21 protein-coding genes and 1 pseudogene are annotated in these 20856 nt (G+C 39.5%); 6 read left to right on the forward strand and 16 right to left on the reverse strand.

The genetic code is table 11. The features are described from left to right. Positions 1-164: 164 nt before the first annotated feature. Positions 165-485: a MerR family transcriptional regulator gene (locus tag BSM4216_RS09750; protein WP_082142306.1), complete on the reverse strand. Its 321-nt coding sequence runs from the start codon at positions 483-485 to the stop codon at positions 165-167. Positions 486-1076: 591 nt separating this feature from the next. On the opposite strand from BSM4216_RS09750, the gene BSM4216_RS09760 reads away from it, so the two are divergent. After that, positions 1077-2438, forward strand: coding sequence for an IS1182 family transposase (locus BSM4216_RS09760; RefSeq protein WP_048622333.1), 1362 nt, complete (start codon positions 1077-1079; stop codon positions 2436-2438). Positions 2439-2578: 140 nt separating this feature from the next. Here the strand turns inward: BSM4216_RS09760 and eat are convergent, their stop codons facing one another. From eat to BSM4216_RS09785, 5 genes are all read right to left on the reverse strand, one after another. Further along, complete coding sequence (gene eat / locus BSM4216_RS09765; RefSeq protein ID WP_048623591.1) at positions 2579-3976, reverse strand: ethanolamine permease; 1398 nt, start codon at positions 3974-3976, stop codon at positions 2579-2581. Positions 3977-4001: 25 nt separating this feature from the next. Beyond that, positions 4002-4850 carry an ethanolamine ammonia-lyase subunit EutC gene (gene eutC / locus BSM4216_RS09770; protein WP_048623592.1) on the reverse strand — a complete coding sequence of 283 codons (849 nt, stop codon included), beginning with the start codon at positions 4848-4850 and terminating at the stop codon, positions 4002-4004. A gap of 30 nt (positions 4851-4880) precedes the next feature. Next, on the reverse strand, positions 4881-6242 hold the full coding sequence (locus tag BSM4216_RS09775) for an ethanolamine ammonia-lyase subunit EutB (protein WP_048623593.1): 1362 nt from the start codon (positions 6240-6242) through the stop codon (positions 4881-4883). A gap of 13 nt (positions 6243-6255) precedes the next feature. Continuing rightward, entirely contained in the window at positions 6256-7713 is a 1458-nt protein-coding gene (locus BSM4216_RS09780) for an ethanolamine ammonia-lyase reactivating factor EutA (protein ID WP_048623594.1), read from the reverse strand. A 630-nt stretch (positions 7714-8343) separates the two neighbouring features. Continuing rightward, complete coding sequence (locus BSM4216_RS09785; RefSeq protein WP_048623595.1) at positions 8344-8712, reverse strand: hypothetical protein; 369 nt, start codon at positions 8710-8712, stop codon at positions 8344-8346. Positions 8713-8875: 163 nt separating this feature from the next. On the opposite strand from BSM4216_RS09785, the gene BSM4216_RS09790 reads away from it, so the two are divergent. From BSM4216_RS09790 to BSM4216_RS09800, 3 genes are all read left to right on the forward strand, one after another. Continuing rightward, positions 8876-9133 carry a spore coat associated protein CotJA gene (locus BSM4216_RS09790; protein WP_048623596.1) on the forward strand — a complete coding sequence of 86 codons (258 nt, stop codon included), beginning with the start codon at positions 8876-8878 and terminating at the stop codon, positions 9131-9133. Next, the gene (locus BSM4216_RS09795) at positions 9117-9374 is read left to right on the forward strand and encodes a spore coat protein CotJB (RefSeq protein WP_003355186.1); all 258 of its coding nucleotides are present in this window, start codon (positions 9117-9119) and stop codon (positions 9372-9374) included. The genes BSM4216_RS09790 and BSM4216_RS09795 overlap by 17 nt, the downstream gene beginning before the upstream one ends. 109 nt (positions 9375-9483) lie before the next feature. After that, positions 9484-10053 (forward strand): manganese catalase family protein, encoded by a 570-nt coding sequence (locus BSM4216_RS09800; protein WP_048623597.1) that lies wholly within the window; start codon positions 9484-9486, stop codon positions 10051-10053. Between the two features lie 24 nt (positions 10054-10077). Here BSM4216_RS09800 and BSM4216_RS09805 read toward each other — a convergent pair whose 3' ends face one another. The 5 genes from BSM4216_RS09805 to BSM4216_RS09825 all read right to left on the reverse strand — a co-directional run bounded on the left by BSM4216_RS09805 (position 10078) and on the right by BSM4216_RS09825 (position 14285). Beyond that, positions 10078-10533: a DUF2663 family protein gene (locus BSM4216_RS09805; RefSeq protein WP_003355189.1), complete on the reverse strand. Its 456-nt coding sequence runs from the start codon at positions 10531-10533 to the stop codon at positions 10078-10080. 126 nt (positions 10534-10659) lie between these two features. After that, positions 10660-11163 (reverse strand): LysM peptidoglycan-binding domain-containing protein, encoded by a 504-nt coding sequence (locus tag BSM4216_RS09810; RefSeq protein WP_048623598.1) that lies wholly within the window; start codon positions 11161-11163, stop codon positions 10660-10662. 3 nt (positions 11164-11166) lie between these two features. Next, on the reverse strand, positions 11167-11760 hold the full coding sequence (locus BSM4216_RS09815; RefSeq protein ID WP_048623599.1) for a CPBP family intramembrane glutamic endopeptidase: 594 nt from the start codon (positions 11758-11760) through the stop codon (positions 11167-11169). Further along, positions 11747-13228 carry a RecQ family ATP-dependent DNA helicase gene (locus BSM4216_RS09820; protein WP_048623600.1) on the reverse strand — a complete coding sequence of 494 codons (1482 nt, stop codon included), beginning with the start codon at positions 13226-13228 and terminating at the stop codon, positions 11747-11749. Before BSM4216_RS09820 ends, BSM4216_RS09815 begins: the two co-directional genes overlap by 14 nt. After that, positions 13218-14285: a YpbB family protein gene (locus tag BSM4216_RS09825; RefSeq protein WP_048623601.1), complete on the reverse strand. Its 1068-nt coding sequence runs from the start codon at positions 14283-14285 to the stop codon at positions 13218-13220. Before BSM4216_RS09825 ends, BSM4216_RS09820 begins: the two co-directional genes overlap by 11 nt. Positions 14286-14543: 258 nt before the next feature. Between BSM4216_RS09825 and BSM4216_RS09830 the strand changes: the two genes are divergently transcribed. After that, on the forward strand, positions 14544-14792 hold the full coding sequence (locus BSM4216_RS09830; RefSeq protein ID WP_048623602.1) for a ferredoxin: 249 nt from the start codon (positions 14544-14546) through the stop codon (positions 14790-14792). Between the two features lie 367 nt (positions 14793-15159). Here the strand turns inward: BSM4216_RS09830 and BSM4216_RS17340 are convergent, their stop codons facing one another. Both BSM4216_RS17340 and BSM4216_RS17345 read right to left on the reverse strand, forming a co-directional pair. Beyond that, positions 15160-16113, reverse strand: coding sequence for a methyl-accepting chemotaxis protein (locus BSM4216_RS17340; protein ID WP_371836627.1), 954 nt, complete (start codon positions 16111-16113; stop codon positions 15160-15162). Then, positions 16111-16848, reverse strand: a pseudogene (locus tag BSM4216_RS17345) (MCP four helix bundle domain-containing protein); the annotation flags it as partial. The pseudogene BSM4216_RS17345 and the gene BSM4216_RS17340, both read right to left, overlap by 3 nt. A gap of 412 nt (positions 16849-17260) precedes the next feature. On the opposite strand from BSM4216_RS17345, the gene BSM4216_RS09840 reads away from it, so the two are divergent. Then, positions 17261-17758, forward strand: coding sequence for an inorganic diphosphatase (locus tag BSM4216_RS09840; protein ID WP_048623604.1), 498 nt, complete (start codon positions 17261-17263; stop codon positions 17756-17758). An 81-nt stretch (positions 17759-17839) separates the two neighbouring features. On the opposite strand, the gene BSM4216_RS16750 is transcribed toward BSM4216_RS09840, so the two are convergent. The 3 genes from BSM4216_RS16750 to BSM4216_RS09850 all read right to left on the reverse strand — a co-directional run bounded on the left by BSM4216_RS16750 (position 17840) and on the right by BSM4216_RS09850 (position 20733). Continuing rightward, positions 17840-18016, reverse strand: a complete 177-nt coding sequence (locus tag BSM4216_RS16750) for a hypothetical protein (RefSeq protein ID WP_156179247.1) — start codon at positions 18014-18016, stop codon at positions 17840-17842. Positions 18017-18256: 240 nt separating this feature from the next. Next, on the reverse strand, positions 18257-20032 hold the full coding sequence (locus tag BSM4216_RS09845) for an ATP-binding protein (RefSeq protein WP_048623605.1): 1776 nt from the start codon (positions 20030-20032) through the stop codon (positions 18257-18259). Continuing rightward, positions 20029-20733: a response regulator transcription factor gene (locus BSM4216_RS09850; RefSeq protein ID WP_169799157.1), complete on the reverse strand. Its 705-nt coding sequence runs from the start codon at positions 20731-20733 to the stop codon at positions 20029-20031. Before BSM4216_RS09850 ends, BSM4216_RS09845 begins: the two co-directional genes overlap by 4 nt. Positions 20734-20856: the final 123 nt, after the last annotated feature.

A 20856-nucleotide genomic window follows, 5' to 3' on the forward strand; every position in this document is an offset into this window, starting at 1 on the left:
TATTTTTGAAGGCAGTTTACTTTTGAAACGGCAAGCGAACCTATGATGCTCTACAAAAGAGGAATGGGCGATGACAAATAATACATTGTTAGAGAAATGAATATTAGATTAAACTTGACTGTTGAGATGTAATGCCATTACGAACATGGCACTTTTTCATCGAGTTACGGCATTCTCAGAACACCGAATCTTGCATTTAATTGTCCGCGAATCATTTTTTCTCGGACGGCTTCTTTTTCTTTTTTTAATATCTTTTTTCGAATTTCAAATGTCTGAACTCCTTCTTCGATCATCTCAGCGATCTCCATCAGGCGTTCCACATCGCTGAATGAATATTTTCTTGTTCCTTTCTTTGTACGATAAGGAAATATCAATTTCCGTTCCTCATAATAACGAATTTGCCGTTCCGACAATCCTGTGATCTCACTAACAGTACCAATGGAAATCACTTTTTTATCTTTGTAGGATTCACTTTTTATAGTCACGGTTATCCCCTCCTTTAAGCTCGTTACACTTATTTTTATTATATGTTAATATTCATAATATTTCCATAATAATGTTATTTTATATCACATATTTTTCTGAACAAAGAGTATGAGTGAGATTTATTTACAGAAATTCATTTTATATCATGCACATTTCTTATAAACAAGAAGGCTTAAAGGTCTTTATAAAGAGTGCAAATGGTGGTGATGCGAAGCATTCAAATGAATATTTCACCATTTTTCATTCATCAATCCCATTTCTGATCGGGAAATTTATTGTAAGATTTTCTCACATTATTTTTCAGAAAGTATGATTTTCTTTCTTCTAGTTGTACTCGGCACCGAACTTGTGAAGATCGATTGGTTGGCTGCTGCTTCTATTCTCCGTTTTAAGCATTTTCTTTTGTTGGTTATTGCCAAGATGTCCAGTTGCTGTTCAGTGTATGGATTGCCCATCTTTGTACTAAAAAATGTAAAAACTCTTCCCTGATAAGGGGAAGAGCCAGACTGTCGACAAATCCGAAAAAATCGGATTTGCCGACAGTCTTTTTTTGTATAATTAAGATACCGTAATGAATTGAGGTGGATGAAGTGCTAACAAAAAATACACAGATGAATCGTGATCAAATAGAAATGATAGCTTTAGACCAACTTGTACCTGCAGATCATTTGGTTCGTAAAATCGACGCTGCTATTGATTTTTCATTTATCTATTCGCTTGTTCAAGACATGTATTCATCGGAAAGAGGTCGACCAAGTATTGATCCAGTTGTATTGATTAAAATGGCTTTCATCCAATATACCTTCGGTATTCGTTCCATGCGAAAAACTATAGAGGAAATCGAAACGAATCTGGCTTACCGTTGGTTTCTTGGATTTGGTTTTTATGATAAGGTACCTCACTTTTCAACGTTTGGGAAAAACTACGAGCGACGCTTTAAGGATACAGACTTATTTGAACAGATATTCTATCGCATTTTGAAAGAAGCTGCAGATAAGAAGCTGATAAGCAGTGAGCATGTCTTTATTGATTCTACTCATGTCAAAGCGAGTGCGAATAAGCATAAATTTGAGAAGAAAGTGGTTCGAAAAGAAACGAAAGCCTATCAAGCACGTCTACAAGATGAGATAAATGCTGATCGAGAAGCACATGGAAAAAAGCCATTTCCTCCAGATAAATTTGGGAAAGAAGAATATAAAGAAATAAAAGAAAGTACCACTGATCCGGAAAGTGGTTACTACGTAAAAGACGAGCGAACAAAACAGTTTGCTTACTCATTCCATGCTGCTGCGGATCGAAATGGCTTTGTTTTGGGGGCTATTGTAACGCCAGGGAATATTCATGACAGTTCCGTATTGGAGCCACTTCTTGAAAAAGTCATAGAAAAACATGGAAAACCGGTTGTAGTTGCTGCTGACGCTGGATATAAAACTCCCGCCGTTGCCCAATACATATTTGAAAATGATATGACCCCTGCTTTACCTTATACTCGCCCTCGTACAAAGGATGGTTATTTCAAAAAACATGAGTATGTTTACGATGAATACTACGATTGTTATCTTTGTCCGCAAGGACAAGTGTTAAAATATGCAACTACGACGAAGGAAGGCTATCGTCAATATTTTTCTGATCCAGTCCAGTGTAAAGATTGTCCATTCCTTTCGAAGTGCACCCAAAGTAAGGAGCATAAAAAACTGATTCAGCGACATGTATGGGAATTTTATTTAGAGGAAGCTGATCATCTTCGGCATACACAAGAGAATAAGAGCATTTATGCAAGACGGAAAGAAACCATTGAACGTGTTTTTGCTGATGCAAAGGAAAAGCATGGTATGCGTTGGACAACCTTAAGAGGTCTAAAAAAATTGTCCATGCAGGCGATGCTAACTTTTGCTGCAATGAATTTGAAAAAGATGGCTTGCTGGACATGGAAAAGTCCAGCAATAACATAAAATAGACCCCTGGAGGGGTCTATTCCAAACATTTGAAAGCATAAAAGTGACAAAAGGCATCCGAAAGCGCACATTCGGATGCCTTTTGTCTACACTCTGACTCTTCCCTGATAAGGGGAAGAGCAGCAATAAACCTCTTTTTATAACGATACATTCTTCTGACTAGGTGCGACGTCTTCGATAGAGACAAATTCCTCGGATATAGGACGAATTTTCTTTGCTCCTACTAATAGGTAGTAAATACTTCCTGCGCCAAATACGAACAAAATGACAGCGATTAATGGAATTTTGACTCCAACGATAGGGAGATTGGTTGTTAAAACGCTATATTTTAACACGCAAAAGAACGAAATAATTCCTAAAAAGAGTGCTATTCCCGGTACAACTGGATAACTTACCTTGAAAGGTCGTTCCATATGTGGTTCTTTTTTGCGTAATACAAATAGTGATATGAGACTCAAGCAATACATCGTTATTGCGCCAAATACAGATAAAATAATCAAAGAATTAGCGAAACTAGCTGAACCGGCACTAGCTACTCCTATGATCCCCGGTACGATTAATCCCCAATGCGGAACGCCTTTTTTTGAAATTTCTGAAAGGAATCTCGGCAGATATCCCGCTCTGGCTAACGCAAACGTTTGGCGGGAGTAGCCAATAATGATACCGTGCAGGCTTGCTATTAATCCAAATAATCCAATAACGGCGACAGTTATTGGCATGATATTGTTTTCACCATAAACGCTGGCCAATGCTTGCGGAAGTGGATAATCTGCAGGTTTTCCTTCTCCTCCACCAAGTCCCGAAGTCACAATCAACGTGAAAACTGTTGCAACTGCTAATGTACAAATTCCAGAAATAAATCCTTTAGGTATATCTTTTTTAGGGTTACGAACTTCTTCCGCTGCCATTGCCCCTCCCTCAATTGCAAGGAAAAACCAAATGGCAAAAGGAATAGAGGAAAAGACTCCAGTCCAGCCGTTAGAAAATGAGAGGTCCCCCATTAAATTTGAACTCTTTATATGCGGCAGCCCTGCAGCGTAGTATATAATTAAACCGATCAACGCTAAAACGGTGGCAACCAGCTCAATGATTGCGGCTTCTTTTACTCCTATTAGATTTATTAAAATAAAAAATGAAAATACGGCTACTGTAGCATACACAGCGTCGATATTTGGAATTAAAAAGTGAATGTAGGCACCTGTCGCAACAGCAATAGCAGGTGGAGCAAAAACAAATTCAAGCAAACAGGCTAAACCCGTTAAAAATCCCATATAAGGACCCATTGCTTTTCTTGCATAGGCGGATGGCCCCCCAGCGTGTGGAATGGATGTAGAGAGTTCTGAATAACTAAATATGAAAGTCGTATAAAAAATGATGACAATCATTGAAGCAATTGCTAATCCTATCGTTCCTCCTTGCTCAAATCCGTAATTCCATCCGAAATACTGGCCTGAAATCACCATTCCTACTGCGATTCCCCACAAATGGATTGGTCTTAATTCTTTGTTTAAATGGTTATTCGTATTATTTGTCATTTTATCCTTCCCCTTCAAATGATCACTATAGTTCCAGACGAACTCCACTGGCTTTCTGATCAATCATTTTACGTAAAACGGTGCCAATGTAGGCCCCTGCTTCAACAGGGGGAGTGCCTCCTGAATGAATATTAGAAATCACTGTTCTCTCAGACTCTATCATTCCTTTTCTTGGTCTATAGCACATATAGGCACTCATAGAATTGGCGGAAACAAGCCCCGGTCTCTCCCCTATTAAAAGAACAAAAACTGCCGGCTGCAAAATTTCACCAATATGATCCATACACGCTACTCTTCCACCTTTTACAAAAAAGGGAGTTCCTTGTGTTAACCCATTAACTTCTAATGAATCCAATAACGCCGGATAAATATCTCTTAGATTGGCATCAATCGCACTTGCGCTTAACCCATCGGAAACAACAATTTGTACTTGAGGATGTTTCACACATTTTTTTTGGATCGTTTTGACTGCCTCTTCTGTAAGAACCCGACCTTTATCTGGCCTCTTTAAATAAACTTCTTTATTTTCACAACAAGTCTCTACTGTAAATAAGTTAAATTCTTTAAGTAAATGATCAGAGACATTTCCGTTTACAGCATCAACGGCTGCTGCATGATCAAGCTGAAATTTTAAAATTGTTTTCGTCAATGGACGAGTTCCCGTTCTCCATAGACCAATGCGTGCAGGAGTTGCTTTTCGCAATTCGTCAATTCCTTCTGAAAATTTTGGATTTGGGACGTTTGTTAACCAGTCACTCGCAGTGTAATGAAAACTTTTTTCATTTTCGTCTCTATCGATTTTATCTATCGATGGCTGAGATAGTCCAGTCTGTTCAATCATCCCTTTTTCTTGTTGAATATCCGGTTCGTTCATATTACATACCACCCTTACCGTTTTATCCATTTATAAAAACAAAGTGGGATCACCGGCTATCGAAGTTAACTTTCCGTTCTCCATAATCCCCTTTTTTTCTAACCATCTTTCAAATTCCGGAGCAGGTCGCAAGTGAAGCAATTCTCTTAGCGTGGCAATGTCATGGAAGCTAAGAGATTGATAATTTAGCATACAATCATCTGCCATAGCTACACCTATTAAGAAATTGGCACCGGCCGAAGCCAACAAGACTGCTAAATTTTCCATGTCATTTTGGTCCGCTTTCATATGATTGGTGTAACAAACATCCACTCCCATCGGCAAACCATGAAGTTTTCCCATAAAATGATCTTCAAGTCCCGCGCGAATCACTTGCTTACTATTGTATAAATACTCAGGACCGATAAAACCCACCACCGTGTTCACTATAAACGGCTTATATCGCTTAGCAAGGCCATAGCACCTGGCTTCTAGCGTAAGTTGATCAATACCGTGATGTGCATTTGCTGACAGTTCTGATCCCTGTCCCGTTTCGAAATACCATACATTCGGACCAGCAGCCGTTCCTTCCTTCAAAATTAGCTCATTTGCTTCATCAAGAAGTTCAACATTAATCCCAAACGCTTTGTTACCTAATTCCGTTCCTGCTAAACTTTGAAACAATAAATCCGCTGTCCCTCCCTGCTTGATTGCCCTCATCTGGGTTGTTACATGGGCTAAAACACAGTTTTGTGTTGGAATATCCCATCTATCCATTAAATCCTTTGTCATATTTAAAATCGCCTTTACACTGTCTACCGTATCAATAACCGGATTAATACCAATCACCGCATCCCCAACGCCGTAACTCAATGCCTCAAAAATCGCTGCCTTTATCCCTTGTAAATGATCATTAGGATGATTAGGCTGCGCCCTTCCTGCTAATCGTCCCTTTTGACCAATCGTTGTGTTGCAACGTGTTTCTACAGTGATTTTTGATGCTGCTTGTATTAAATCTAAATTTGTCATGATCTTTGTTACGGCAGCAATCATCTCGCTTGTTAATCCTCGGCGAATATGAGCGATTTCGTTATTTGTTACTATCGGCGATAAAAGGTATTCCCGAAGTTCTGCTATTGACCAGTTTCGAATGGATGCGTAAATTTTTTCATTAATTCCTTCCTCGATGACACGCGACACCTCATCCTCTTCCGGAGGCAGTAGAGGGTTATTACGAATATCTGCAAGAGTTAGCTCTGATAAAACATGCCTTGCCGCAATACGCTCCTGTACATCTTGGGCTTGTATCCCTGCCAGCTGGTCGCCTGATTTTTCTTCATTCGCTTTAGCCATAATTTCTTTCAAACTTTTAAAATGATAAGTTTTATCCATTAACGTGATCGTTGTTTTCAAGCGGAGTCACCTCCTAATTTTTCATAAAAGCCAATGTTTTGATGACCACTGGAACCACACTTTGATTGATCATTTCTCCTATATCAATGTAGTCACCTTGTTCGACTACAACTTGATCAATCGAAATGATGTCTATTTTATGGTTAGATTGAAGTACAAGCAATTGTCCAAGCGCTTTTGCTATATCGTTTTCACATATTACTACTAAAACAGAATTTTTCGGAAAGTATTGTTCATAAAGCGAAAATAATGTTCTAGCCATCTCTTTTAAAATCTGATAGGAACAATAAACAATTCCTCGAATATGAATACCAATAGGAGTTTCTTGTTCTTCTTGAAAGTATTGCTTCCACTCCATCATTGCCCTTTTTATTTGTTGATGGATATAATCTCCGTTTTTAACTTGGACATTGTTGAATTCAATCGTCATGATGGGTAGATTGCGGAGTGGGAGACGTGATGAGGAAACATGGATAGTAGCCCCGCTAATTTCTGTACTTTGCGTTCCAGCACCAATGACTGTTGCGCGAGAAGTTTGCTTTGCATGTATTATTTTTAATGAACTCTTTTCAATCGCCTTTACTACCTCGTGTGCAAGAAGAGGACCAATATCTCCGTAAACAGCGGTGTCATTGAGAGTTTTAGGAGATTCTTTTTCAAGCAACTTGCCGATTCCTCCGGAAATCACCACCTCATCGATAGAAGGAATCACTTGAAAAGTCGTACTATGAATCAGTGGATCATCCAGCCTAATGGGTTTCTCATTAATTAAAGAATTCATCATATCTTTGCACATTTCTTGAACAATTTGTCGCATTTCTTTAAAAGTCATTTTTTGATTTAGTTGCAATCGATAGTTTTTCAAACATAACCATGGTTGAATAGAAGAAGATATAAACTTAATTTTTCCATTCTCATCCAATTCGATTAATCTCCCACCAACATGGTACGTAATGGTACCTAATACTTTTCCTCTCCGAAAAACGACAACATTTGCTGTTCCTCCCCCAATATCAATGTTAGCAACTGATCCTTTTATCTCTTTAGATCGCAAAAAAGCACCAGATCCTTTGCCAGCAAGTAACGCTTCTAAACTAGCGCCGGCAACTGCAACAACAAAATCGCCCGATTTATCAGCTAAATAATGCAGGATGCTCTCCGCATTTTTTTTCGTCGCGGTATCACCTGTTATAATCACAGCGCCAGATTTTACTTCCGATAAATTTACTCCTGCTTGTTTATATTGTTCTTCAAGCCATTTCGCAAGAGCTCTCAAATCAATTTCATCTCTGTTCCCTTTTAACGGCGTTGAATACATAGGACTTTCATACATAATTTTTCTCTCAACAATTTCATAGCGAGGTAAAGAAAAATGGCTGGATACTTTTGCATATTTTAAATGACTGACAATAAATTTTGTTGTACTAGTGCCGATGTCGATTCCAACACTTATAATGGATTGACCTTCCACTATCATCACATCCTAAAATTTCCAGGTTTTCGCTATTCGCTGTCAATGGCTGATATTTCAAGAATTTACCCGGCCAATTTTAAACCATATGGAAATCTGGTATTCCAATTGGCTATTTACTGTTAACAAAACCATATATTATCCGAAAATTCCGATTATTATAGTTGTTTTTATATATCCATCTTGGATATTTAAATATTCATTTTTCCTTTTATCCAATATGATTAATAATTCGCCGTCAACAGTTTGATGATTTCAAGAATAAATTTCAAAATTGATTGTTTTCAAGAATTTTATGTCATTATTAAATTATATTTCAAAAATTTTATCAGCACTTTTGTCAGTTTTTCTGACATATTTTTCTCGCAAAGACCTAAATTCCAGGCCCCCATATAGTAAGGACGTCAAAAAAATGATAATGAACCTTTGTACAACTTTGCCTTGAAACATAATTCTTTGTAAGGTTACTCCCCGCTGTTATTTCATATCGTATCCAGCCAGCGATTGGAACAAAAAGTAATAAGGAATTTAACATTTAAAGAAATGAAAGAGTATTTTATTTCACTTCATTCATTCCTCATACCTAACGGCAATCAATTGAGAGCTGCTGATCACTATCGGAACCATCCATCATTGCATCTCTCTCAATTTTTGAAAATCTATGGAAATGATTCCATACAGAATAGAGAAAAAGCAAAGAATGGCTGTTTCCCAAAAAAAGAACCAAGCCATCACGACAAAAGAAGCAAAATGCAGAAAGAAAAAACATCCCCAAATATTGATGTTCTTCATAAACAACCGATACAGCCCTTTCACTTCCCATTCAAGCAGATTTCCATTCAATACAAAAGCCGCCATAAACGCTACTGCTGCGAGAAAAAACTTCATCGGCTTTAATATAAATGTTAATAACAAAAGAGACCATGAAAAGGCTTCCGGACTTGGCAAGCAAAAAATATACATCCAACTAAACAGTTCCGCAAACAAAAAGCGATACACTCCAGGGCATGGAACCACCTCCTCCTATATTCATCGTATGAGGAAGCCGCAAAAAAACTGCCTGCATCATCCGGCTATAATCCCACGACATTAGAATTTATTAGCATGAGGGACAAAACAGCTCCATACAATAGATTGAGATCTATGCGAGGAGGGTGATCGTGTGACACATTTTAAAGGCTTCACTCCATTTAAAAGCTATACACCGTATGTTAGTCCCTTTGATCCATGCCCGCCTAAGACGATCAAAACGTATTCCACTCCGCCGAATTTATATATAGGATTCCAGCCACCGAATACTCCGCAATTTTCACCAATAGAAGCTTTAAAAAAAGGGACATTGTTTAAAATTTTCTATGATCCATATTACGGTCCATACGAACAACCAAAGGGGGTTAGAGAAAATGAAGAAGCCACCTAATTATTACAAAGATTTAGAGGATCTGCAGGCCATTGACTTCGCCATTTTAGAACTAGCCCTCTATTTGGACACCCATCCTGATGATTACGATGCCGTTCTGCAATATAACTGGCTGATCAAACAACGGAAACAAGTGAAAAAAGCTTTTGAACTTCAACACGGATCCTTAACCAGCTTCGGGTACAGTTATGCCCGTTATCCGTGGGATTGGAAAGAAGCTCCATGGCCTTGGCAAGTTTAAACCAATCTCGCCGCTTTTTCTGTGTCCTGATGCTCGAACTACTTCTTGATTTTTATGCAGGGCTTTCTAATCATGCCTGAAAACAACAAGAAAGGAGTGTTGTCATTCTATGTGGGTGTACGAAAAAAAGCTTCAGTACCCAGTAAAGGTCAGCAGCTGCAACCCGATGCTGGCGAAATTTCTCATCGAACAATACGGGGGCGCAGATGGCGAATTAGCCGCAGCACTCCGATACTTAAATCAACGCTACACCATTCCCGATAAAGTCATTGGACTATTAACCGATATTGGAACGGAAGAATTGGCTCATCTTGAAATGATTGCCGCCATGGTGTACAAATTAACCAAAGACGCTACACCGGAACAAATGAAAGAAGCGGGGTTAGGGGATCATTATGTGAATCACAGCGAAGCGTTATTTTATCAAAGCGCGTCCGGAAATCCTTGGAAAGCGGAATATATTCAGGCCAAAGGAGATCCGATCGCCGATTTGTATGAAGATATCGCAGCTGAAGAAAAAGCTCGAGCCACTTATCAATGGATTATTAATTTAAGCGATGACCCGGATTTAAACGATGGCCTTCGTTTTTTACGAGAACGCGAAATTGTGCATTCCCAGCGTTTTCGTGAAGCAGTAGAATTGATTAAAGAAGAAAGGGGCAAAAAACAGTTTTTCTAAAAGCGGGAAGGAGCGGCTTTCCCGCTATTTGCTTTCGTGATATAAATTAATACCGAATTTTCTTTCCATCATTTCGAATATTTTATGCCGATTTTCCCAAGCGTCATTTTTCCAAAGATCTTTGCTTTTATCAATGATTTCACAGCGAAGCGCATGAAACTCTTCCTCCGCTTTGTCTTTTTGATCGCGAAAAATTTTTACAGCTCCTAAAAGCGCTGCGCCCGCCAATAACAGCAGCAGCATCATTCGACTGTCAAAAAAGGACGAAATAATTTGAAAAGCGGAATCGGAATATGGAATCAACAGCTTTTTATAAAACAAATAAATAAAAAGAAAGGTATAAAGGAAAAAGAGTGATAAAAAAAACATCTGCTTTTTGTGAAGTTTATCCAGCTTCCTTTTTCTTTCAATTAAATTTTGAAGCATTTGCTTCGTAGCCTCATCTGTTCCGTCATCCAACATTAAAAGAACTGAATCCATCCTTTCCCTCCTCCACACTCATTCTATGTACAAGCACTCATCGATATGATCAAATTTTGAAAGAAAAAGGATGTTGACCCGCTCCAGCTCTTTACCAAAAAAAGACGAGAAATGCTAAACAAAAACTTATTTTTCCAATGGGATTTTGAGTACCTGTCCCTCGTTAATATGATTGTCCTCTAAATGGTTGGCCGATTTAATCTTGTCGATTCCATCCTTTGTACCGTAATAATGAATGGAAATATCAGTAAGCGTCTCATTTGGCCGGACAATATGAGTCACCGCTTTTCTTTGTTTGTTTTTTAAAGTTTCCTTTTTTGATTGGTTAGATGTTGGACTGGCCGATTGATCATGTCCGCTTGCGCTTTCTTCGGTAATAACCGATACGGAAGACAAAGGACGTTCTTTTTCCTTTATCGTGTTGTAACTAAATAGAATCGCCACCGGGAGAAAAATAAATAGAATGAGAAGTGTACGAAGCATAGAAAAGATTTTTTTTTCTTGCTTTTTCTGCTTTCGATATTCTGTTCTGCTTAATGTTTTAGGCTCTTCTTCTATTTCGGTCCATTCTTGCAATTTCAGCTCTTTTCGATGCTTTTCTGCCAATTCTCGATAAGGGTCTCTCTTCATGTATCATCCCTCTTCGTTTTTTTCCCTTTTATCTTTAAAATGAATGATGATTCCTAATGCGCAATCGATGACAAAATGCATGACGACCGTTACAGCCAAGTTTTCAGTCCATTCGTAAAAAAAGCCAATCCAAAAACTGAAGACGAAAACATTGACTGTAAGAAACCAATTGCTTAAATAACGAATATGGACTAAAGCAAAAAGAATGCTTGCCGCTGCGAATCCAAAGTGAGTTTGAAGAACTCCCCGAAAAAACATTTCCTCGCTGAAAGCAATAAGAGCCGTTATCCATACGATGGAGATCATGTTTAGCTTCGAAAATATTTTCTCATTGATCCCGCCATCATCAAAATATTGGTGGGGAAGCCATTTCATGAAGCAAAAATCAATCAAGACAACGGTCAAACCAGCGATTATTCCCCAGACAAGCCGCCGATCGCTCCAATCAAACAATTGAAAATAAGAGGAGAAGGAATCAAATAATAGCCAGATGCCGATTCCGGTAAAAGCAAGCAATAGACATTGTGTCCAATAAAGAGATTTCATGATATCTTGGTGCGTTAACTCCTCTAACAATAGTAACTTATTCTTTTTCATCGATTTTTCCTTCCATCAAAAGCAAGTTTTGTAGAATGGCCTCCCAATCATTCATTTCTTCTTGCCTGGACTGGCCGGCTGTCGATTCATAATAATCGAGAATATTCAGCCCACAGCAGTCGCAACACCTTTCCGGCTTCGATCCAAACTTTTCATGAAAATATAAAAGAACTCCTTCTCTACGGCAAGAAGTGCTATGGATCCACTGGACCATTTGACTCAATTTCCTGCGCTTCCTACGGATCTGCTCATTTTTGTCTCTTTGGATATACTCCCATTTTTTTTCGAATGAAAAATCTTTGTATAGTTCCTCGTAGTGAAGAAGATAACGATACTGGACATCCGTCAGTTGTAGAACAGCCGCCGCTTCCTTTTTTAAGTTCGGCTCATATGTAAGGAATGCTTCAATTTGTTTGTCCGTAGGCAATTCCGTTTCCATTAAACGCTCGTGTATGCGTTCATCTCCGTCGGCGTACAACAAGATCGCCAAACTTCTTTTACCATCACGACCAGCGCGGCCAATTTCCTGCAAGTACGATTCCATTTGACCCGGTGGATGGAAATGGACGACGAATCGAATATCGTTTTTATTGATCCCCATCCCAAACGCGCTCGTTGCACAGATAATCTCCAACTCGTTAAATAAAAATTGCTGCTGTATTAAGATTCTTTCGTCCTGTTCCATTCCGCCATGATAAACGCCTACTTTTTTTATCCCTTCTTGTTCGAGCCAATAAGCCGTTTCTTCGGCAGCCTTCTTGCTGGAAAAATAAATAATGCCTGGTTTTTGTACGTTTTTGACAATCACCAAAAGACTGTCCAGCTTTTCTTTATAACTTTCGCAATGTTGAACACTCATCGCAATATTGGCTCGGTCAACCGAAAAGATCCATTGATTCGCATCTTGAAGATGTAAGTACTTCATGATGTCCGTTCTCACTTCTTCTGTTGCAGTCGCCGTCAGCGCAAGCGTCAATGGCCGGTTCAATAATTCACGTGCTTCGCCGATTTTTAAATAATCAGGACGAAAATCGTGCCCCCATTGGGAAATGCAGTGGGCTTCGTCCACTACAAACAATGAAAGGCGGATTTTGGATAATTCATGCAACACCCGTTGATTAGAAAGCATCTCAGGAGACATAAAAACAAAACGAAATTGCCCTAAACGGGAAAGTGCACGTTTTTTTTCTTCAAAGGAGAGGAAAGAGTTCAAAGCAATAACCCTTTTTTCCCCTCGCATCTTCATTTGTTCCATTTGATCTTGCATTAAAGAAAGAAGAGGTGAAATGATAATACATGTACCGTCTAATATGTAGGCCGGCAGTTGGTAGCAAAGTGATTTCCCTGTCCCGGTTGGAAGCATGGCGAGTGTATCTTTTCCTTCAAGCAGTGAAGTAATGACTTCTTTCTGTCCGGTTCGAAATGACGAATAGCCAAATTGTTTTCGTAATAACAGTTCAAGTTCCATGTTGATTCACTATCCTTCCATACTTCGCTAGAACAAGACGAATTTGAAAGTAAGATAAATGAGGAAGAATTTCCTTAATATCCTTTAATTTTTTACTGGTGAGTGTCTTTGCTACTTTTTCAAAGGCCTCCAACTCTTCTCTTTCAATAAATGGATCTATGGAAAAATCGGGAACATTTAAGGCAATCTCAACGAGGTGATCTTCGATTGTATTCCGCTTCAGTCCGCGCACATGTGCGATCCGTTCAACAGAAAGCCCCCTCTGAAATAGTTCGTATGTTTTTTTTGCTGATTTTGTCAATACAACCGGCTGTTTTAAATCTAGCAGCATTTCATGTAAAATGGGAAATTTTTTCGGATGATGAAGCGCAGAGTGTATCATAAAATGAATCCAATGAGAAAATCGCAGCCAATATTCCGGTTCTTCTATTCCCAATTGTTTTGCTGTTTGCGCCGCCGTTTTTCCAATTCGTTCGTATCCTGACAAACGAAAAACGAACAGACGCGGATCTTCTACTTTTTCACTTTGCAATAATTCATATAGTTCGCGATATAGTTGTACACCTGTATCCGTCCGATTTACCTTCCGGCTCAAAAGCCATTTTTTCACCCACATTTGAACTTGGTCATTCCTCTCTGCCGGATAAAAGACAGATTCTTCATGAATTAAATAGGAAACGGTTTGAACGAGCAAGTTTAATCGTTTCCAAAAGACCGACGCCATCGAATGTAAAGGCCAGCCATCCAAATACGGAAGGGCTGAGTTTTTGGTCCAAAATTCTTCTAATTCACTTTTTCCTTTTGGAAGCAAAAGGGCTCTTTCGCCATTTTCCATATAGCACCATTGTTGATCACACATTCGCTTAATCTCTTTTTCGAAATCGTTTCTATTCAAATACGGAACGGCGGAAAACCACTTTGTTAATTGATAAAAATGCACATCTTGGATGGATTGCAATGATTTTTTTCCTTTTAGAATGTGAAAAATAGAATAGACCGTTCGCTCCCCATGGATTTTTTCAAAGCAATGCAGCAAAACCGCTTGAAACAAGTTCAAAGATTTTTCCTCCAGCTCTTTGTTGATTTAGTCCATATGGCCTTACAAGAAAATGTTATGATTCCACTATCAATAGCAGTCGTCTTCTATTTTAACATGAAATTCGACATCCATTGTTCCATCACCTCCATCGTAAGCGTTTCAATTGAATTGTTGGCTCTTTTCTATTGAAAAGTTTTGTTAACAGCTTTACAATGAAGATGGAGACGTTAAATCCGACTAAATTTCTCAAGATAGCTTTGTTAGGAGGAACAATCTATGGCAAAATATACAATTGTAGATAAAGATACATGCATCGCATGTGGTGCTTGCGGGGCCGCTGCTCCTGACATCTATGATTATGATGACGAAGGACTTGCATTTGTAGTATTGGATGATAATCAAGGAACAGCGGAAGTACCAGAGGTACTGCTTGATGATATGCAAGATGCGTTCGAAGGATGCCCTACCGATTCCATCAAAGTAGCAGACGAACCTTTCGATGGAGACCCGCTGAAATTTGAATAAAAATCCAGTGTCTGCTTCAATCGTTTTTCGCTTAGATGAATCGCAAGACTAATCAGACAATTCCGTCAAAACGAAAAGACATTCCGACTGAAAATAAAAAACCTTTCAGTTAAAAGGATGCTTCATCCTTTTAGCTGGAAGGTTTTTTTGCTGAAGATTGAATACCAAAAACCGGTATGAGACACAAAAATTAAAAGATCCATGTTCCGACTCGTTTTCAAATTCGAAAATATGTAAAAAACTATGGACGACAATCAAACTTTCAAAAGGAATCCCCGTTTTCTCACATGCAGGAAAGCAGCTTCACATGATCCAACGGACATTCCCAAACAGTATAGCCACCCTTTCTGATAATGATGGGGTTTCCCTAATGTTTGACATGAAAATGATGGATCGCTTCATCCAGGCTTTGTACTTCTGCTTCCATTTGCTGAATTCCATTGGCTACTTGTTCAATGGATGAGGACGATTCCTCAGCAGTAGCCGTAACTTGTTCAAAGCCGGCGGCAGATTCTTCTGATACTGCTGCTATATTTTCAATAGCCGACGTAATGTCTTTCGTATGGTCTAAAATATCATATAAGTTCGTAGACATTTCTTCTACTTGCTCAAATACCCGTTCAATACTTTGATAAATTTGATGGAAGGATTCGCCTGTTGATTGAATGGATTGGCGACCTCCTTCTACTGTTCCATATCCTGCTTTCAGCGCTTGAACCACTTTTCCCGTTTCGTTTTGCACTTCCGAAATAATGGCTGTGATGTCAGCCACCGAATGATTCACCCCTTCTGCCAATTTTCTTACCTCCTCCGCCACGACGGCAAAGCCGCGTCCACTTTCACCTGCTCGCGCTGCCTCAATGGCTGCATTAAGAGCAAGCAAATTCGTTTGTTCGGAAATGTCTTCAATCACATTGACCAATTTGCTGATGTTTTCGGTTTTTTTGTTCAACCCTTCCACTAGCTGGAGCGCTTCATTTACCGTAATGGAGATGTGGTTCATTTCTTCTACGGATTGGTTCATTTTTTGTCTGCCTTGATCGGCCAGTTCTTTCATTTGTTCGGCTTTTGTTTTCACTTCTTCCCCTTTTAACGAGGAATCCATTAACATTTTCATGAATTTTTCCATATCGCTCGATAATTTTTGGTTAGAATTGGCCTGTTCTTGAATGCCGTTTGAAAGATCTTCCATCGTTGTGGCGATTTGCACGGCACCTTCTTTTACGTCAAATGAATATTTAGCCATTTTTTCACTGTGTGTTAATAAGTTGGCGGAGACGCTTTGCACTCCGGAGATGGTCCTTTTTAGATGATCGTTCATCACGTTTAAAGCGTCCACCAACTCCCCTATCTCATCTTTATTTTTTAGCTGCAATGGTTCTTTTGGAAGAGTGCCCTGTGCAATCATCAGAAGACGATCTTTTGCACGAACAATCGGACTTGAAATGATCTTTGTAAATATTTGAGTGACGACTAAACTGATGACAATGATCACGATAGCTAATGTCAAACCCCAGCCTGCTATGGTATTGCTATTGGAAATGATTTCATTTCCATTAGTGTGAATATTACTTTTTTCCTTTTGGGCAATGGAATCAAAATCAGCCATGATCTTTTGAGCGATCGGCTCCGCTTTTTGTTGCAACGCAGCCCGGGCTTCTTTTACTTTTCCATGATCATAGGCTTTAATGACGTCATTGAGTACTAGAGATCGCCACTTCTTACTGTCCGCAATAACGGCTTTCATTTCCTTCGATGGATGCTCGCTTAAAATCGAGTCGGAAATGGCTTTGCTAGATTCCGTATATTGATTAAACTCATCCTTATATTTAGGATCTCCATAAAGAACATAAGCTCTGGCAAGAGCAATACGTTGCGAAATATTAAAACGCAGTTCTTGCTCCGCAACCAGCTCGGGAACTTGATTTTTGATCATATTCTCCGTTTTCTGATACACGGTTTGGGAAGACACAAAGTAAATAACGGACATAATCGTCGACATGATGATTAAAATGCCGAAACCTAAATATAGTTTTCTTTTTATTGTTTTAAACATTATGCCCCCTCCTTCATTTTTCAAAATGCATTCAAGTGGACTCTATCTATTTTACCATAAAACAGGAATATAGTACCATGTAAAAGAGTATAAGGAGTAAAATGGAATCCGTGTATCGGAAAACGGGTTGTTTGTCGGTCTAAAACAGGATCCTTCATTGATTTTTTCGACAGAGAGCAAAAAATCTTTACCCCTTATTAGAAAAAAGAACGAGGGGAGCGGACGGCCATCCACAGTCCGACGCGATTCGTCCTCTGCTCACTTGCGAACACTCTTGATGCGGAATCTTTTCGCTTTTGAATGCCAGAATTTATAGTGTGAATATTCCGAAAATATATAGAGTTGTTTGCCTCTCCCTACTTATTCCACTATAATGAAATAGTATACATAGTGTATAGGAGGTATTAGGTTCATGACGGTGAAAAACCAAATAGTAGAGGCGTTTATCGAAATTCCTACCGGAAGCCAAAACAAATATGAGTTTGATAAAGAACGAGGAATTTTTAAATTAGACCGTGTTTTATTTTCGCCAATGTTTTACCCAGCAGAGTACGGATATTTAGAAAATACGTTGGCTTTGGATGGAGATCCGCTGGACATTCTTGTATTGGTGACAAATCCTACTTTCCCTGGATGCGTCATTGATACTCGTGTCATTGGCTATTTGAACATGATCGACAGCGGCGAAGAAGATGCTAAACTAATCGGTGTGCCTGTAGAAGATCCTCGTTTTGATGAAATCCATTCAATCGACGACTTACCGCAGCATAAACTAAAAGAAATCGCTCATTTCTTCGAACGCTATAAAGATTTGCAAGGCAAAAAAACCGAAATCGGCACTTGGGAAGGACCTGAAAAAGCCGCTAAACTGATCGAAGAATGCCGAGCACGCTACGAAGAAAACAAATAAAAAGCAGGATGTTTCACCTGCTCTCTTTTAAACCGATTTTTTCCAAAAGACTCACGGACGCTCTTGGCGTCCTTTTTCTTTTTACGGAGCTGTACCTTTCTCTGCAGACCACAGTCTGTAATCACCAAAACTAAGAGCATGTTTTTCTCCTGTACTGCTGCTGGTCTTGGCATAAGCAAGCCTTCCTCCAATGATCAGTATTCCGATGCAAGCCCCCATCGCTATTACGATGACCAACCGCTTTAAGTAATCTCGCATTCTGATCCTCCTCGGCAATTCTTTCACCATAAAACGTTATGATTCCAAATGACAAATTAGACCGCTTCATTTTATGTAAGCGATTCCATTTCAAAACAAAAAAAGGGTCAACCTCCTTTATAATTAGATGATGATTCAATAAGGTAGACCCTTTCTATTCGCGTATAAAGGAAGATGTTTCCCATGTAACAAGATTTATCGCCATCATTCCCACATATGAATGGGTTTTCGACAGTTTGATTAATAAGGAAGATAAAAGGAGAATGTCGTTCCTTCACCCAACTTGCTTTGAACTCTGATGCTTCCTCCATGAGCTTCCACGATGTTTTTCGCAATCGCAAGACCTAATCCAGTGCCGGATCGGCCGCGAGTCCTGGATTTATCGGCTTTATAGAAGCGTTCAAACACGAACGGCAGATCTTCTTCCGGAATACCCGATCCGGAATCGATTACGTAAATGACAACGCCTTTCTGTTTTTTCTCCATATCCACCTTGACAAAACCGCCTTTAGGAGTATGGCGGAGAGCATTGTCAATCAAATTCGTCAACACTTGCTCAATGCGGTCCGGATCGATATTGGCGGCAAAAGATGGCTTGTCCCAATCGAACAGTAAACGAACCTCTTGATCCTTCGCCAATCCTTGAAACTTGTTCGTGACTCTTTTGATAAAAGCCGGAATTTCTACTTCTCTTTTTTGTAAGTTGGTATGCCCGGCTTCCATTCTCGCTAAATCTAATAATTCGTTGACCAGCCTTTTCATTCGCAGTGATTCTTCATAGATGATTTTCACGATTTCCTTCTTTTCTTCATCCGTCGCTGCGATGTCATCAATAATGGCTTCACTGTACCCTTGAAGCAAGGAAATAGGAGTTCTCAGCTCGTGGGAAACGTTGGCGATAAAATCTTTACGGAGCTTGTCCAGTCTGCGTTCTTCCGTCATATCCCGAACAACCGCTACAGCCCCCCGAACCGTTTCTCCACTGTATAAAGGGCTCACAATGACGACATACGTTCTTCCTTGAACAGTCAATTCACCTATTTGCTCTGATTCCTCCCGGCGGAAAACTTTTCCCAATAATTCTTGAATAAGAGTCGGGGCGGTTTCCGTTTGTTCATCTTCTCTGTGCTCATAATACCAGTTTTGCAAAAAACGATCGGCCGGAGGATTCGTAATCAAAATCGTGCCATCTCGGTTAAAAGTGATCACTCCGTCTGCCATACTGCGCAAAATGCTGGCTAGCTGTTCTTTTTCCTGGTTAAGAGCATTCATGTTAAACTTAAGCCGTTTCGCCATGTGATTAAAAGCGATGCCTAACTCCCCGATTTCGTCAGACGTTAAAATCGGAACTTTCGCATCGAATTTTCCTTTTGCAAAAGAGCTCGTTGCTTCCCTCATCTTTCGCAAAGGGGCCGTAATCCGGGTGGATAAGAAAAAGGCAAACACCGTTGTCAAGAAAATCGCAATGCCGGCCGCCAATATAATCAGTTTAGTCGTCTGCTCCGACGTCTCCTTAATCACTTCCAGCGACTGATAAAGGAACACTGCTCCATTTTCATTCGGAGACATTTTCAGAGGAACTCCCACTACAATCGAATTTTCATAGCGATTGGAAAATTTTTTCCCACCATGGATGTTGATTTCTTTTTGGACATATTTTTTATTTTTGAAAACTTTGGACAATTGCTTGTCGTGTATGATGACGCTGCGGTCCAGTTTATCTTTCGGAGAAATATTGGGCGAATATAAAAAGGTGTCCTTATTCTTAGCAATAATGACATGAACATGTGAATCGACAATTTCCCATGCCATTTCCGTACCGATTTTTTCATTTGGATGGTGGGCCAGGATGTCCGCAATTTTTTCCGCGGTATTAGATAATTCCTTTTCCACCTGATTGACGTGGTAATTTTCGAAAAAACCTAACAGCAAAATGGTAAGAACAAATAAGACAAAGGACACCAAGAGCAAGATGGTCGCCCATAATTTTCCTACAATACTTCTCCAAAATTTCATTCAGGCTTTACCTCGAATTTATAGCCTACTCCCCAAACGGTTACAATCATCTTAGCGGCTTTTTCAGACACTTTGTTCAGCTTTTCCCGCAGCCGTTTTACGTGAGTGTCGACAGTACGCAAATCGCCAAAGAACTCATAATGCCAAACTTCCTTTAATAAGTGCTCGCGATCAAACACTTTATCCGGCGTTTTTGCCAGAAAATACAGAAGTTCGTATTCTTTCGGTGTTAAATTTACTTCTTTTCCGTCCGCAGTTACACGGTGGGCATCATTGTCAATGACTAAATGGGGATACACGATCATGTCCTTAGCAGAAGCGTTCGTATGCAAATAACTTGTCGTAGAAGCACGTCTCAGCAGCGCTTTTACCCTCAGCACAACTTCACGCGGGCTAAAAGGCTTTACGACGTAATCATCTGCTCCGACTTCAAATCCTTGCACACGATTTGCTTCTTCGCCTTTAGCCGTCAGCATGATGACAGGAGTAGCTTTCTTTTCTCTTAACTCTTTGCATACTTCCACACCGTCTTTACCGGGCATCATGAGATCAAGAATGATGCAATCATAATCAGTGGTTAACGCTTTGTCTAACGCAGTATTTCCGTCGGCTGCCTCATCTATCACAAAATTTTCCTTTTCCAAATACATTTTCAATAGTCGCCGAATTCTTTCCTCATCGTCGACAATTAAAATTTTCATCTCTTCTTCCACTTTATTTCCCTCCTAGTCTAAACTAGTTGTTCATCCCCGCTTTATGCTAAACAAGTAAGGAGGAGCAGTAACTCTTTGCTCCGTTAAATGAAGGGCCACATGCTTCATTTT

The sequence above is a fragment of the Bacillus smithii genome, from assembly GCF_001050115.1.
Classification (GTDB): domain Bacteria; phylum Bacillota; class Bacilli; order Bacillales; family DSM-4216; genus Bacillus_O; species Bacillus_O smithii.